This is a genomic window from Streptomyces sp. NPDC050560, from assembly GCF_044457285.1.
In the GTDB taxonomy this organism is placed as follows: domain Bacteria; phylum Actinomycetota; class Actinomycetes; order Streptomycetales; family Streptomycetaceae; genus Streptomyces.
Genome location: NZ_JBITGT010000011.1, coordinates 87,519 through 102,500 on the forward strand (window position 1 = coordinate 87,519; position 14,982 = coordinate 102,500).

At 74.1% G+C, this 14,982-nt stretch carries 13 protein-coding genes; 8 read left to right on the forward strand and 5 right to left on the reverse strand.

Translation table 11 applies throughout. The features are described from left to right. The first annotated feature begins 22 nt into the window (after positions 1–22). The 5 genes from ACIBIW_RS25235 to fabF all read left to right on the forward strand — a co-directional run bounded on the left by ACIBIW_RS25235 (position 23) and on the right by fabF (position 5,139). Positions 23–1,231 carry a PucR family transcriptional regulator gene (locus tag ACIBIW_RS25235; RefSeq protein ID WP_399339296.1) on the forward strand — a complete coding sequence of 403 codons (1,209 nt, stop codon included), beginning with the start codon at positions 23–25 and terminating at the stop codon, positions 1,229–1,231. A 95-nt stretch (positions 1,232–1,326) separates the two neighbouring features. After that, a complete protein-coding gene (locus tag ACIBIW_RS25240) occupies positions 1,327–2,376 on the forward strand; it encodes an ACP S-malonyltransferase (RefSeq protein WP_399339482.1) in 1,050 nt (349 codons plus the stop codon). Between the two features lie 15 nt (positions 2,377–2,391). Continuing rightward, positions 2,392–3,396: a ketoacyl-ACP synthase III gene (locus ACIBIW_RS25245; protein WP_399339297.1), complete on the forward strand. Its 1,005-nt coding sequence runs from the start codon at positions 2,392–2,394 to the stop codon at positions 3,394–3,396. Positions 3,397–3,541: 145 nt separating this feature from the next. Next, the gene (locus ACIBIW_RS25250; RefSeq protein ID WP_399339298.1) at positions 3,542–3,790 is read left to right on the forward strand and encodes an acyl carrier protein; all 249 of its coding nucleotides are present in this window, start codon (positions 3,542–3,544) and stop codon (positions 3,788–3,790) included. A gap of 77 nt (positions 3,791–3,867) precedes the next feature. After that, complete coding sequence (gene fabF, locus ACIBIW_RS25255) at positions 3,868–5,139, forward strand: beta-ketoacyl-ACP synthase II (protein WP_399339299.1); 1,272 nt, start codon at positions 3,868–3,870, stop codon at positions 5,137–5,139. Positions 5,140–5,227: 88 nt separating this feature from the next. Here fabF and ACIBIW_RS25260 read toward each other — a convergent pair whose 3' ends face one another. After that, on the reverse strand, positions 5,228–5,722 hold the full coding sequence (locus ACIBIW_RS25260; protein WP_399339300.1) for a DUF3145 domain-containing protein: 495 nt from the start codon (positions 5,720–5,722) through the stop codon (positions 5,228–5,230). A gap of 354 nt (positions 5,723–6,076) precedes the next feature. Here ACIBIW_RS25260 and ACIBIW_RS25265 point away from each other — a divergent pair, with 354 nt between their 5' ends. Beyond that, positions 6,077–6,994, forward strand: a complete 918-nt coding sequence (locus ACIBIW_RS25265) for an SGNH/GDSL hydrolase family protein (RefSeq protein ID WP_399339301.1) — start codon at positions 6,077–6,079, stop codon at positions 6,992–6,994. Positions 6,995–7,018: 24 nt separating this feature from the next. Further along, positions 7,019–8,008 (forward strand): aldose epimerase family protein, encoded by a 990-nt coding sequence (locus ACIBIW_RS25270; RefSeq protein ID WP_399339302.1) that lies wholly within the window; start codon positions 7,019–7,021, stop codon positions 8,006–8,008. Positions 8,009–8,053: 45 nt separating this feature from the next. Here ACIBIW_RS25270 and ACIBIW_RS25275 read toward each other — a convergent pair whose 3' ends face one another. Beyond that, positions 8,054–8,878, reverse strand: a complete 825-nt coding sequence (locus ACIBIW_RS25275; RefSeq protein ID WP_399339303.1) for a hypothetical protein — start codon at positions 8,876–8,878, stop codon at positions 8,054–8,056. 132 nt (positions 8,879–9,010) lie between these two features. Beyond that, positions 9,011–11,530: a beta-glucosidase gene (locus ACIBIW_RS25280; RefSeq protein ID WP_399339304.1), complete on the reverse strand. Its 2,520-nt coding sequence runs from the start codon at positions 11,528–11,530 to the stop codon at positions 9,011–9,013. 227 nt (positions 11,531–11,757) lie between these two features. On the opposite strand from ACIBIW_RS25280, the gene ACIBIW_RS25285 reads away from it, so the two are divergent. Beyond that, positions 11,758–12,339, forward strand: coding sequence for a TetR/AcrR family transcriptional regulator (locus ACIBIW_RS25285; protein ID WP_399339305.1), 582 nt, complete (start codon positions 11,758–11,760; stop codon positions 12,337–12,339). 39 nt (positions 12,340–12,378) lie between these two features. Here ACIBIW_RS25285 and ACIBIW_RS25290 read toward each other — a convergent pair whose 3' ends face one another. Both ACIBIW_RS25290 and ACIBIW_RS25295 read right to left on the reverse strand, forming a co-directional pair. Further along, positions 12,379–13,713 carry a hypothetical protein gene (locus ACIBIW_RS25290; RefSeq protein ID WP_399339306.1) on the reverse strand — a complete coding sequence of 445 codons (1,335 nt, stop codon included), beginning with the start codon at positions 13,711–13,713 and terminating at the stop codon, positions 12,379–12,381. A 183-nt stretch (positions 13,714–13,896) separates the two neighbouring features. Next, a complete protein-coding gene (locus tag ACIBIW_RS25295; RefSeq protein WP_399339307.1) occupies positions 13,897–14,736 on the reverse strand; it encodes an NAD(P)-dependent oxidoreductase in 840 nt (279 codons plus the stop codon). Positions 14,737–14,982 lie beyond the last annotated feature (246 nt).

Sequence of the window (14,982 nt, forward strand, 5' to 3'; positions counted from 1 at the left end):
CCCGATGAGGCAGTCTTGTCCCGTGCCAGAACCCGAATCAAGCAGCACAGGACCCGTACCGCCGACCGCGCACCCGGTCCATCCGCACGCCGCCACCCTGCGGCGGCTGGAGAAATCCTCCGGCAGCCTCGCGGCGCAGGCGATCACGCGGATGGCCGAGACGCTGCCCTGGTACCGGGCGATGCCGCCGGAGAACCGCTCGTGGATCGGGCTGGTGGCGCAGGCCGGTATCGCCGCGTTCACCGAGTGGTTCAGGCACCCGGAGACCCCGCAGGCGATCTCCACGGACGTGTTCGGCACCGCGCCGCGCGAGCTGACCAGGGCGATCACCCTGCGCCAGACGGTGGAGATGGTGCGCACCACCATCGAGGTGATGGAGTCCGCGATCGAGGAGGTCGCGGCGCCGGGCGACGAGTCGGTGCTGCGCGAGGCGCTGCTCGTCTACGCGCGCGAGATCGCCTTCGCGACCGCGCAGGTGTACGCGCAGGCCGCCGAGGCCCGCGGCGCCTGGGACGCACGCCTGGAGTCGCTCGTGGTGAACGCGGTGCTCTCGGGCGAGGCCGACGACGGCGCGGTGTCCAGGGCCGCCGCGCTCGGCTGGAACTCCCCCGAGCACGTGTGCGTGGTGCTCGGCACCGCGCCCGACGGGGACAGCGAGCTGACCGTGGAGGCCATACGGCGGGCCGCGCGGCACGCCAAGCTCCAGGTGCTCACCGGGGTGCTCGGCAACCGCCTCGTGGTGATCGCGGGCGGCAGCGACAAGCCGCTCCAGGTGGCGAAGGCGCTGATCAGGCCGTATGCGGCGGGCCCCGTGGTAGCGGGCCCCGTGGTGGGCGACCTCCAGGCGGCGACCAGGTCGGCGCAGGCCGCGGCGGCCGGACTCAAGGCGTGCACGGCGTGGCAGGACGCGCCGCGGCCTGTGCTGGCGGACGATCTGCTGCCGGAGCGCGCCATCGCCGCCGACCCTTCCGCCCGGCGGCAGTTGGTGGAGGAGATCTACAGACCGCTCGAAGAGGCGGGGTCCGCTCTGCTGGAGACGCTGAGTGTCTATCTGGAGCAGGCGAGCAGTCTCGAAGGGGCGGCGCGGATGCTCTTCGTCCACCCCAACACGGTCCGGTACCGGCTGCGACGAGTGACTGACGTCACCGGCTGGTCGCCGTCCGATGTACGCTCTGCCTTCACTCTCCGGATCGCGCTGATTCTGGGCAGGTTGGCGGACGCCGAGGCATAACCGGCACGGTTTGTGGAAGAGCTACAATTCCCCCTTGCGTTCTTCGTCCTTGTCCCCACGGGCGGGCGGTACCGTACACAAGAGAGAGTGTGAGTGTGCTCGTACTCGTAGCTCCCGGACAAGGCGCACAGGCGCCCGGTTTCCTCCGCCCCTGGCTCGATCTGCCCGGCGCCGCCGACCTCGTGGGGTCGTGGTCCGAGGCCATCGGCCTCGACCTCGCACACTTCGGTACGGAGGCCGGCGAGGAGGCGATCCGCGACACCGCGGTGGCGCAGCCCCTGCTGGTCGCGGGCGGCCTGCTGTCGGCGTGGGCGCTGGAGACGGCGGCGGGCGGTCCCGTCGCCGCGGGGGCGGTCGGCGGCCACAGCGTCGGCGAGATCACGGCGGCCGTGCTCGCCGGGGTGTTCGACGGGGACGCGGCGCTGCGCCTGGTGCGCGCCAGGGGCCGGGCGATGGCGGAGGCCGCGGCGGTCGCACCGACCGGCATGGCGGCGATCCTCGGCGGCGCGGACGACGTGGTCACCGCGCGCCTCGAACACCTGGGCCTGACCGCCGCGAACGTGAACGGCGCGGGACAGATCGTGGCGGCCGGCACCGCCGCACAGCTCGACGCGCTGGCGGCCGAGCCGCCCGAGGGGACGCGCAAGGTGGTGCGGCTGAAGGTGGCGGGCGCCTTCCACACCTCGCACATGGCGCCCGCGGTGGAGCGGCTGACCGAGGCGGCGCGGGCGATCAGGCCCGGCGACCCGGCGACTGCGTACGTGTCCAACCGGGACGGCGCGGTCGTCGGGGACGGCGTCCAGCTCCTCGACCGGCTCGTCGGCCAGGTCGCGAACCCCGTCCGCTGGGACCTGTGCATGGAGACCTTCACCCGGCTCGGTGCGACGGGGCTGATCGAGCTGTGCCCCGGCGGCACGCTGCGCGGCCTCGCCCGGCGCGCCATGCCGGGGGTGCCCACGGTGGCCCTGAAGACACCCGATGATCTCGAAGCCGCCCTGGAGCTGGCCGGACGGCACGCCGTGGACGCGGCGGCCCCGGCGGACGGGCGGGCGCCGCATGGGCAGGTCCGGGCCGATGACGCCCCGGACGGCCGCACCCCTGGCACCCCCGTCGATGGAAGTCCCGCCGTGGACACCACGGCCTGACAAGGAGCCGACAGTATGGCGAAGCTGAAGCCGAGCAGGGGCGCCCCGCACGCCCGTATCCTCGGGGTGGGGGGGTACCGCCCGACCCGGGTGGTACCCAACGAGGTGATCCTGGAGACGATCGACTCCTCCGACGAGTGGATTCGCTCCCGCTCCGGCATCGCGACCCGGCACTGGGCGAACGCGGACGAGACGGTCGCCGCCATGTCCCTGGAGGCCGCGGGCAAGGCCATCGCGGACGCCGGGATCTCCGCGGAGCAGATCGGCGCGGTGATCGTCTGCACGGTGTCGCACTTCGCGCAGACCCCCGCGGTGGCGACGGAGATCGCCGACAAGCTCGGCACCGACCGCGCGGCCGCCTTCGACATCTCCGCGGGCTGCGCCGGGTTCGGCTACGGGCTGACGCTGGCCAAGGGCATGATCCTCGACGGTTCGGCGCAGCACGCGCTGGTGATCGGCGTCGAAAGACTCTCCGACCTCACGGACCTCACGGACCGTGCGACGGCGTTCCTCTTCGGCGACGGCGCGGGCGCGGTCGTCGTGGGCCCCTCGAAGGAGCCGGAGATCGGCCCGGCGGTGTGGGGCTCCGAGGGCGACAAGTCGGAGACGATCAAGCAGACGGTGCCCTGGACCGCGTACCGCGACGGCGACGCCCCGGAGAAGTTTCCGGCCATCACGCAGGAGGGCCAGGCGGTCTTCCGCTGGGCCGTGTTCGAGATGGCGAAGGTGGCCCAGCAGGCCCTGGACGCGGCCGGGCTCTGCGCGGACGAGCTGGACGTGTTCATCCCGCACCAGGCCAACATGCGGATCATCGACTCGATGGTGAAGACGCTGAAGCTGCCCGACCGGGTGGTGGTCGCGCGGGACGTCGAGACCACGGGCAACACCTCCGCGGCGTCCATTCCGCTTGCGATGGAGCGGCTGCTCGCCACGGGGGAGGCCAGGAGCGGGGACACGGCGCTGATCATCGGGTTCGGCGCGGGACTCACCTACGCGGCCATGGTCGTCACCCTCCCCTAGCCGCACCGCAGGCACCCGACCGGGGACTCGGGCGCAGCTCACAGCGCGGGGTCGCGTACCGTCCTCCCGGAAGTTGCACGGCCGTACGGCACCAGTCGTACGGGAAGCCCCACACCCTCTGATACACACCGAAGGAGCGCCCGACATGGCCGCCACTCAGGAAGAGGTCGTCACCGGTCTCGCCGAGATCGTGAACGAAATCGCCGGGATTCCGGTTGAGGACGTCCAGCTGGACAAGTCCTTCACCGACGACCTCGACGTCGACTCGCTCTCCATGGTCGAGGTCGTCGTCGCCGCCGAGGAGCGGTTCGACGTCAAGATCCCCGACGACGACGTGAAGAACCTCAAGACCGTCGGCGACGCGACCGACTACATCCTCAAGCACCAGGACTGAACCGGGCCTGTGCAAGCCTGCCGCCACCCGGCGGTGGCGCCGCTGAATCCCTCGTACACCGTGGAGAATGAATTCCTGTGAGCCAGACCAAATGCACCGTGGTCGTCACCGGTATCGGCGCAACCACACCGCTGGGTGGCGACGTGGCATCCACCTGGGAGGGTCTTGTCGCCGGGCGTTCCGGCGTCGGCCCTCTCGAACAGGACTGGGCGGAGCAGCTCTCCGTCCGTATCGCGGCCCAGATCGCGGTCGAGCCGACCGAGATCATCCCCCGGCCGCAGGCTCGCCGGCTCGACCGCTCGGCGCAGTTCGCGCTGGTGGCGGCCCAGGAGGCATGGAAGGACGCCGGGTTCACCGACAAGGCGGGTCCCGACCCGTCCGTCGACCCCGACCGGCTCGGCGCCGTGGTGGCCTCCGGCATCGGCGGGGTGACGACGCTCCTCGGGCAGTACGACGTCCTGCGCGAACGGGGCGCGCGGCGGGTGTCCCCGCACACGGTGCCGATGCTGATGCCGAACAGCCCGGCGGCCAACGTCGGCCTGTGCGTGAACGCGCGCGCCGGGGTGCACACCCCCGTCTCCGCCTGCGCGTCGGGCGCCGAGGCCATCGGCTACGCGATCGAGATGATCCGCACCGGCCGCGCCGACGTGGTGATCGCGGGCGGCACCGAGGCCGCGATCCATCCGCTGCCGATCGCCGCGTTCGGCAACATGATGGCGATGAGCAAGCGCAACGACGACCCGCAGACCGCCTCCCGCCCCTTCGACGTCGACCGCAACGGCTTCGTGCTCGGCGAGGGCGCGGGCCTGCTCGTGCTGGAGTCAGAGGAGCACGCCAGGGCGCGCGGGGCGCGGATCTACGCGGAGGCCGTCGGCCAGGGCATCTCCGCCGACAGCCACGACATAGTGCAACCGGAGCCGGGCGGCAACGGCATCGCGCACGCCCTGGAGAACCTCCTCCAGAACACGGACGTGGACCCCGCCGAGATCGCCCACGTCAACGCGCACGCCACGTCCACGCCCGCCGGGGACGTCGCGGAGCTGAAGGCCCTGCGCAAGGTCTTCGGGGACCACGTGGACCACATGACGGTCTCCGGCACCAAGTCCATGACGGGCCATCTGCTCGGCGGCGCCGGCGGTATCGAGAGCGTGACCTGCGTCCAGGTGCTGCGCCACCGGCTCGCACCGCCGACGATCAACCTGGACAGGCTGGACCCCGAGGCCAACGCGGACGTGGTGGGCGCCGAGCCGCGCCCGCTGCGGGACGGGCCGCTGACGGTCCTGAACGACTCGTTCGGCTTCGGCGGCCACAATGTGGTCCTGGCGCTCAGGAGCTACGAGGGCGAGTGAGCCCCGCGCCGCAGGAGGCCCGCCCCTTCCGTCTTACGGGGGCGGGCCTTTCGTGTGACCCGGCGCGCGGGCGGCGCGGGGGCGGGGGTCAGACGACCTGGTGGAGCCAGCGGACGGGGGCGCCCTCACCGGCGTAGCGGAAGGGCTCCAGCTCGTCGTCCCAGGGCTTGCCGAGCAGCTTGGAGACCTCGGCGGCCAGGTCGGTGCCGTCGCGCTGGGCGCGGGCAAGGGCGGCGCGCAGCCGGTCCTCGGGGATCAGGATGTCGCCGTGCATACCGGTGACGGCGTGGAAGATGCCGAGGTCGGGGGTGGCGCTGTAGCGCTCGCCCTCGGCGGTGGGACAGGGCTCGGCGGTGACCTCGAAGCGCAGGAGCTGCCAGCCGCGCAGCGCGGACGCCAGCTTGGACGCCGTGCCGGCCTCGCCCTGCCAGGAGAACTCGGCGCGCCAGGTGCCGGGGGCCGCGGGCTGCCGAATCCAGTCGAGGTTGACGCGCGTACCGAGCACGCCAGCGACCGCCCATTCGACGTGCGGGCACAGAGCGCGCGGTGCCGAGTGCACGTACAGAACTCCACGAGTCGTCACCGGGACCTCCAGTGTGGGACGAGGTCCGCTGCCGCGGGGGTCTCGCGCCCGTGCCGAGCAATCTTTCCTGACATCCGAGGAAACCTGACAACCAACAACTACGAGAAACTCAAGAAACCAATAAAACGGACAGATACGACGTGATGCAATTTACCGGACGGTTTCGACGGGATGCCGTCGGGTCGCACCCGCGGCCTGTCGCCGCCCCGCCGAGGCGGCCGGTACGCGCCATGTGGCCGAGGCTACCGTGCGGCGGGGTGGGGAGTGTGACGTACTGTCGGTCCCGGGCCAGGGAAACACCGACCATTCACCCGCAGGGACGTCATGGCCACACCGAGCGGACGGGGGAACGTGATGCGCGGGAGCCGGCGGAGCAGGACCGGGGTGCGCACCGCGTCGGCCGTGGCGGCCGTCGCGCTGTGCGCGGCGGGGCTCACCACGTACGGGGTGGTGCACGACGGCGGCGGGCACGGGTCGGCGGCACGGTCCGCGAAGCCGCGGGCGCCCCGTCCTGAGCGGGTGTGGGACACGAGCCCGTCGTCGCTCGCGGCCGTGGGCGACTCCATGACCCGCGGCTTCGACGCCTGCTCGGTGCTGACGGACTGTCCCGAGGTGTCCTGGTCGACCGGGAGCGACCCGGACGTCGACAGCCTCGCGGTGCGGCTGCTCGGCAGGGAGGGCGCCGCGAAGCACAGTTGGAACTACGCCCGCACCGGCGCCCGGATGCGGGACGTCGCGGGGCAGATCGAGAAGGCGGCGCCCCGCTCCCCCGGCCTGGTGACGGTGCTCGCGGGCGCCAACGACGCCTGCCGCGACACGGTCCAGGACATGACCCCGGTGGCCGACTTCCGGACGGCCTTCCACCACGCGCTCGCGGTGGCGCACGACAGACTGCCCAAGTCCGAGGTGTACGTGGCGAGCGTGCCCGACCTCAAGCGGCTGTGGTCGCAGGGCCGGGGCAATCCGCTGGGCAGGCAGGTGTGGAAGCTCGGCATCTGCCCCACCATGCTGGAGGACTCGGGGGCGCGGGACGCGGCGGCGACGCGGCGCAGGGACGCGGTGCGGGAGCGGGTGGTGGCGTACAACTCGGTGCTGCGCGAGGAGTGCGCGGCGGTGCCCAGGTGCCGCTTCGACGACGGCGCGGTCTTCGAGTACCGCTTCGGCACCGGGCAGTTGAGCCACTGGGACTGGTTCCACCCGAGCCGGGACGGGCAGGCGCGGCTGGCCGAAATCGCCTTCGCGCGGGTCACGGCGCCCGAGGCGGTCTCCTGAGGGGACGGCGCCCGGCGTACCCTCATGATCATGTCTCCTGAAACCTTCGGTGTGCTGCCGGGCGGTGTGCCCGTCTCCCGCTGGACCCTGGAGCGCGCGGGGGTGCGGGTGGCCGTGCTGACGTACGGCGGCATCGTGCAGTCGGTGCGGGTGCGGGGCGGGGACGGGCGTCCCGTGCAGGTGGCGCTGGGCTTCCCCGGGCTCGACGGCTACCTCGCGCACCCGGAGCCGTACCTCGGGGCGCTGGTGGGCCGCTACGCCAACCGGATCGCGGGCGCCCGTGTGGAGATCGACGGGCGCACCCATGTCCTGCCCGCCAACGAAGGAACCAATCTGCTGCATGGCGGGCCGCGGGGTTTCGACAAGCGGGTGTGGGACGCGGAGCCGGTGGCGCACGGGGTGCGGCTGAGCCGGGTGAGCCCGGACGGCGAGGAGGGCTTCCCCGGCCGTCTCCGGATCGCCGCGACCTACACCCTGGACCCGGACGGGGCGCTGAGGATCGGCTACGAGGCCACCACGGACGCCCCGACCGTGGTCAACGTCACCAATCACACCTACTGGAACCTGGCCGGCGCCGGCTCGGGCAGCGCCGTCGGGCACGAACTGCGGCTCGCCGCGGGGCGGCTGACGGAGACAGGCCCCGGCAACATCCCGACCGGGCGGATCGTGCCGGTGGAGGGGACACGCTTCGACTTCCGCGAGCCCCGCGGGACCGGGCCCGGCTACGACCACAACTACGTGCTGGACAAGGGGGTGACGGAGCGCCCCGAGCCGGTGGCCCTGCTGTCGGACGCCGCGTCGGGCAGGACGCTCTCGGTCGCCACCACCGAGCCCGGCCTCCAGCTCTACACCGGCGACCATCTCTCCCACGGCCCGTACGGGCCGTGCGCGGGGATCGCGCTGGAGACCCAGCACTTCCCCGACTCCCCGCGCCATCCGCACTTCCCCGGCACCGTGCTGCGCCCGGGCGAGGTGTTCCGCTCGCAGACGGTGTACGGGTTCTCGGCGCGGTAGGCGTCGGGCGCGCCGCGCCGCGCGGCGGTGGCGGGGCGGGGCGGGTCAGGCGGCGGGGCCGCGCAGGCGCCGGGCGCAGCGGCCGAGGACGGCGATCGCGGCGAGGCAGCCGAGCACCGTGGCGGCGCCGAGCGCCTGGGTGGCGGTGGAGCCGCCGCGCACCAGGAGGGCGAGCCCCGGCAGGGTGAAGGCGGCGTACAGGCGGCGGCCCGCGGTGGCGCCCGCGGGGACGCCGCGCAGCAGCAAGGGGAGGGTCGCCGCCGCCGCGAGGGAGAGCGCCAGCGGGAGCGCCGCGGCGAGCAGCAGGGCGCCGAAGGCCACGGAGTCGTGGAACGCGCCCAGGTCGGCGCCGAGCACCAGCAGGTACACGGTGGCGCCGAAGGAGAGCAGCGCCAGCAGTCCGTTGAGCCGGGCGGCGAGGGTGGCCGCGGCGCGCGCGTCCGGCAGGTGCGCCACCGGGGAGGTCCTGGCGTCAGCGGAGCGTGCCAGTACCCGGCGCCGCAGCAGGCGCGCCCTCGGGGCGAGCGGCACGGCGGCGGCGAGTGTCGCGAGGCCCGCGAGGGCGAGGAGGAGGCCCGCGGGCGCGCCGCGCAGGGCGGCGTGCAGGCCGCCCGCGATGAGCGGCACCGCTGCCAGGCAGCCGGCCGTCAGCAGGCCGCCGAGCTGCCGTGCGCGCCATACCAGGGCGCGGTGCTGCGGTGTGCGGCCGGGGCGGGGGTCTTCGGCGCCCCGGGGGTGTGCGGGAGGCTCGTGGAACGGGTCCCGGGGGTCAGGCGGGTCGAGCAGGCTGCCGGGGGCGGTGGGGTACGGATGCGGGCGGTGCGGCCGCCCCCTCGGGTCTGGTGCGCGCCGTCGGTCCGAAACCGCCATGTGTGCTCTCCCGCCGCCGTGTTGGGCGGGGAGTCTGCCACAGGTGTGCGGGGCGGCGCACATCCGTGACGGGTGCGCGGGCCCCCGGGCCGGCCGTCAGGTGCCGTCCCGGGGGCGTCTTTTGACAGACCGTCAGATGTCGTGGCGGGCGGTGAGCCTGAGGTCGGCCGCGGAGCGGCCCGCCTCGATGGAGTAGGCGCCCTTCACCGGGGTCCAGGCGCCGGTGTGCTCGTCCCAGACCTCGAAGGCGCGGCGGTGCAGTGCGACGGTGGCCTCGGCGCTCTCGCCCGGCCCCGCCTGCACGGTCGCGAAGCCCGCGAGCACCCGCACCGGGCGCGGCGGCCCCTCGGTGCCCGGCCCCGGCGCCGCGTACACCTGGACGGTCTCGCGGCCCGCGCGGCCGCCGGTGTTGCGCACCCGCACGGTGGCGGTGGTGCCGTCCAGGGTGAGGGACTCGTAGGCCCAGTCGGTGTAGCCGAGGCCGTGGCCGAAGGCGTACGAGGGCTCGGCGGCGGGCGGTGCGGCCGGGTCGTCCGGGGTCCGCGGGCGCTGCCAGGCGCGGTAGCCGATGAACACGCCCTCGTCGTAGGCGAGTTTCCCGTCGGTGGGCACGACCCTGGTGACGGGGGCGTCGGCGAGCGGGCCCCAGGTGGTGGGGAGCCGTCCGCCGGGCTCCTCGGTGCCGAGCAGGACGTCGGCGAGCGCGGAGCCGCCCTCCTGCCCCGGGAACCAGGTGAGCAGCACGGCGGCCACCTCGTCGCGCCAGGGCATCTCCACGGGGGAGCCGGCGTTGACGACGACCACCGTGTCGGGGTTGGCGGCGGCGACCGCGCTCACCAGGGCGTCCTGGGTGCCGGGCAGGGACAGGTCGCGGCGGTCGAAGCCCTCGGACTCGACGCGCTCGGTGGTGGCGACGACGACCACGGCGGTGTCGGCGGCGCGTGCCGCTTCGGCGGCCTCGGCGATGAGTTCGTCGGCGGGCCGCCGCGGGGGCAGGTGGACGAGGGAGAACGTGATGCCGGGCAGCGGGCGTTCGAAGACGCGGTCGGGGGTGTGCAGCAGGGACACCTCGACGGGGACGCCCTCGGTGAGGTGGACCCTGGCGCGCTCGACGGGCTCGCCGAAGAACGCGGCGAAGGGGTCGTTGCCCTCGACGACGCCCTGGGTGCCGTCCCAGCGGCTCAGGCCGCCGACGCTGATCCTGAAGTCGCCGAGGCCGCGGGTGCCGAAGGCGTGCTCGCCCGTGGTGCGGGGGGTGAAGGTGCCGGTGATCTCGACGGTGTCGAGGGTGGCGTGGGTGACGCCGTCGGGGAGGTCGTCGCCGATCCACTGGACCTGCCCGGTGGGCTGGGGGCAGCCGCCGAGTACGGTGCCCGCGGCGTCGCGGCAGACCGCGCGCAGTTCGAACCCCTGGGCGGCGGGGGCGAGTTCGTCGGTGAGGTCGGCTCCGAGCGCGTAGTGGACGGCGCCTTCGGGCAGGGCCGCGGTGAGCCCTTCGAGCGGGGGGACGACGTGGTCGGGGAAGACGGTGGCGGAGCCGCCGCCCAGCACGCGGGCGTCGCGGGCGGCGGCGCCGATGAGCGCGACCGTGCCGGGCGCCGAGGGCGCGAGGGGCAGTACCCGTCCGCCGCCGGGGGCGCCGCGGCGGGGCTCGTTGCGCAGCAGTACGAAGGAGCGGTGGGCGATCTCGCGGGCCAGCGCGGGGCCGTCGGCCGCGGGCGGCAGCGCGGCGGGCGGGACGGCGGGCGGGGCACCTTCGAGCACGCCGACGCGGGCGGCGAGCAGCAGCACCCGGCGCGCGGCGCGGTCGAGGGTCGCCTCGCTCACCTCGCCCGCCCTGACGGCGGCGGCGAGCGCGGGCCCGAACACGGTGCGCGGGCCCGGCATCGCGATGTCGAGGCCGCCGCTCACGGCGCCGGTGGAGCGGGCGGCGGTCCAGTCGGAGACGTTGACGCCGTCGAAGCCCCATTCGCCCCGCAGTACGCCCTCGACGAGCGCGTGGTGCTCGGTCATGGTGGTGCCGTTGACCGTGTTGTACGCGGTCATGACGCCCCAGGGCGCGGCGTCCGCGACGATCGCCTCGAAGGGCGCGAGGTACAGCTCCCGCAGGGCGCGCTCGGAGACGGTGTTGTCCACGGTGAAGCGGTCGGTCTCGGCGTCGTTGGCGACGAAGTGCTTGACGGTGGTGGCGACGCCGCCGGACTGGACGCCGCGCACATAGCCGGTGCCGATCACCCCGGTGAGGTGGGGGTCCTCGCTGTACGCCTCGAAGTGGCGGCCGCCGAGCGGGGAGCGGTGCAGGTTCACGGTGGGGGCGAGGAGCACGTGGACGCCCTTGCGGCGGGCCTCCTGGGCAAGCAGCACACCGGCGCGGTGCGCGAGGTCCTGGTCCCAGGAGGCGGCGAGGGCGGTCGGGGAGGGCAGCGCGATCGACGGGTCGGCCGCGGTCCAGCGCACCCCGCGCACCCCGACCGGGCCGTCCGACATCACCAGCGCGCCGAGGCCGATCGCGGGCAGCGCGGGCAGCGCCCACATGGTCCGGCCGGCGAGCAGCCGGGCCTTGTCGTCGGTGTCGAGCCGGGCGAGCGCGGCGTCCACCGCCGCCTCGCGGGCTGCCTCGTCGCCGGCGGTTGCTGTGCTCGGTGCCGCCATCGGCGGGCCCCTCTCTGGTTCGTCGGCCGTGCTCCTCGGCGCTCCCGGGCGCGGCCGGGGCGCCGTCGCCCCGCGGTTCCCGTGCGAGCCCGTCCCATCCTGCACCCGTACCCTGTAGATCGGTAGATTTCGTTACCTTGCCGTTATTCTTGATGTCGTACGGTGCGGGGGGACAGGCGGTGGCCGGGACGGCCGGGCAAGGGCGGCGAAGGGAAGGGGAAGCGGGCATGGCGGCCAGGGCCAGGGGCGCGGAGCGGCGCGCGGAGATCCTGCGGGCGGCCTTCGAGGTGATCGCGGAGCGCGGCTACCGGGGCGCGACGCTGGGGGCGGTCGCGGAGCGCGTGGGGCTGACCCAGCAGGGTCTGCTGCACTACTTCCCCACCAAGGAGGCGCTGTTGCTGGCCGTACTTGAGCAGCGCGACGAGTGGGACGCGGTGCCGCACGGCGCGTGGCGGCTCGACCTGCTCAAGGCCCTCGTGGAGTACAACGCGATGCGGCCGGGGATCGTGCAGACCTTCTCCGCGCTGCTGGGCGAGAGCGTGACGGAGGAGCACCCGGCGCGGCCGTTCTTCACCCAGCGGTACGCGGGCGTGCGCGCGACCATGGCAGGGGCGCTGCGCGAGGAGTACGGGGACGCGCTGCCGTCCGGGCTCAGCCCGGAGCGCGGGGCGATGCTGATGGTGGCGGTGATGGACGGGTTGCAGTACCAGTGGCTGCTCGACCCGGACGCGGTGGACATGCCGGGCGTCTTCCGGGACTTCGTGGCGCTGTTGGGGGCGGAGGACGGCCGGGACGCGGCGGACCGCTAGGCACCGGGCCCCGGGCGGGCCCTGGGTCGCCCCGCAGGGTCAGGCGGCGTCCGCGAGGCCGTCCCAGCCGCCCGAGGGCGCCTGGCCCACGCCGAGGGTGCGGAAGGAGGCGAGGGTGTCGGCGGACTGGGCGTCCAGCCAGTCGCACAGCTCACGGAAGGACACGAACCGCACGTCCGGCATGTCGGCCACGTCCCGTACGAACTTCTCCACGGCGTCCATGTAGATGCCGCCGTTCCAGGACTCGAAGTGGTTGCCGACGAACATCGGGGCGCGGTTGCCGTCGTAGGCGCGCTGGAAACCGGCCTTGTAGCTGCGGTGCGCGGTGTCGAGCCAGCCGGGGCGGGAGGCGGTGTTGCCGTTGGTGGAGTTGCCCGACTGGTTGGCCATCATGTTGTAGTCCATGGTCAGGACCTCGAAGTGGTGCCCGGGGAAGGGCACGCTCTGGAGCGGGAAGTCCCACAGGCCGTGCTTCTTGGTGGGCCACACCTGGAGGCCGCCGGGCGAACTCGCGTCGTAGCGCCACTTCCTGGCCGCCGCCGCGACCAGCAGGTTGTCCTGCCCGAGCAGGCAGGGGGTGCGCCCGCCCACCAGTTCCTCGCGGTAGTCGAAGGGCAGCGCGGGCAGGTCGGTGAAGCCGGTGTTGGTCTTCCAGGAGGTCACGAAGGACATCGCCTGGGATATCTCGCTCTCCCACATCTCGGGCGTCCACTTGGCGACGGAGCCCGAGCCGGAGCAGAAGTGCCCGTTGAAGTGCGTGCCGATCTCGTGGCCCTCCCGCCAGGCCGCGGAGACCTGCTCGATGGTGTTCCTGATGTGCCCGTCGGCGAGGTAGCCGATGTCGGAGGCGCCGACCGGGTTGTTCGGCGGCCGGTACAGGTGCTTCTTGGACTCCGGCAGCAGGTAGAGGCCGGAGAGGAAGAACGTCATGTGGGCGCCGGTGTCCTTGGCGACCCCGCGGAAGCGTTCGAAGAGGCCGTCGTCGAGGGAGCCGGCGCCGTCCCAGGACACCACGACGAACTGCGGCGGGCGTTCGCCCGGCGCGAGCCTGCGCGGCTTCTGCCGGTGCGGCTGCGCCCCGGTGTCCGAGGTCGAACCGTCCCCGATGGGCTTGGCGGACGCGCCCTCGGAGCCGTCCACGCCCTGGAGCGCGGAGGCGCTGTGCCCGCCCCAGCGCGCCGCCGCGAGGGACGCGCCGCCCGCGAGCAGCCCGGCCGCGCCGAGCCCGAGCAGCGCCCGCCGCGAGGGACGCCGCCGGGAGGGCGCCGCGTGCGCCCCCGGCGCGTCCGCCGTCCCCTCAAGCCGGGGGAGCCTGGCCGTCCGCGCCGTCTCGGTCTGCCAGTCGTCGTACCGTCCGCGCCCGTCGTCGTTCATGGCCACTGCTCCCCTCGCCCCCGGCGGCGCCGCCGCCGTCCCCGATCGGTCCTTTCACCCAGTCCGATGAAGAGCGCGGCACGGCGGTTGTCACGGGCGTGTAACGTCGCCCGGGGGTCAGGGGGAGAACGCGGAGTGTGACGGGTGGGGGCGCGGTGGCGTGCGGGGCGGTACGGGGGTGTGTCAGCCGGTCCCGGGGGCCCCGCCGCGGGCCCTCGCGGCCGCTTCGCGGACCCGGGGCACCAGGGCGGCGATGTCCTCGGCCGGGGCGGTCTCCGCGGCAGACGCGTACTGCCGGTGCACGGCGTCCAGGATCGGCAGGCCGGCGGTGTCGACGGCGAGGCCCGCGTCCTTCTTCGCCAGGGCGAGGCCGAAGTTGACGTCGGTGGCGAAGGCGCGCGGCACGGCGCCGCCGAGCGCGCTGGTGGACAGCACGCCGCGCACGGTGTCCTCGGGCAGGCCGAGCGCGTCGGCGAGCGACATCGCCTCCGCGACCAGCGCGACGCCGCCGAGCACCGCGGTGTTGACGACCAGCTTGAGGGCGGCGGCGGAGCCGAGGGCGCCGGTGTGGGTGACGGTGCCGAAGCGGGCGAGTACGTGCTCGACGGCGGCCGCGTCACCGCCCGCGAGCACCCGCAGCTCGCCCGCCTCCGCCTTGTCCGTGCTGCCCGCGACCGGGGCGTCCACCAGGCTCACGCCCTCGGGCAGCCGCGCCGCCAGGTCCCGTACCGCGTCGGGGCCGATGGTGGACATCTCCGCCCAGTGGGTGCCGGGGCGCAGCGCCGGCAGGATCGCCGCGGCGACCTCCTCGACGGCCGCCGGGTCGGCGAGCATGGTGATGACGACGTCGGCGTCCCGCACCGCCTCCGCCGGGGTGGCGGCGGCCCGCGCGCCGCGTCCGGTGAAGGGCTCCGTCCTGGCGGCGGTGCGGTTCCAGACGGTCAGCGGGTGGTCGGTGTCCAGCAGATGACGGGCCATCGCGGCGCCCATGTGCCCGAGGCCGAGGAATGCGATCTTCTCCATGCCGGTGATGCTAGTGCTGCGGCAGGCAGCGTTTGCCTGTCAAGGAGCGGCGTCCGGTGCGTGCTGTCGGCGTGCCGGGCGGAAGTCCGCGTACTGGGCGTACGTGGGCTTTCGTCCGGTGCGGCGAAGGGGGTACCTCCCTGTTCGGGCGGAGTCGAGAACTCGGGGGAGCGTGCTGGGTGTCGCGACGGGGTGAACGTTGCCTGTTGCGGTACTGGGGCGTGGCCGCGCCCCGGCCCGTCCGCA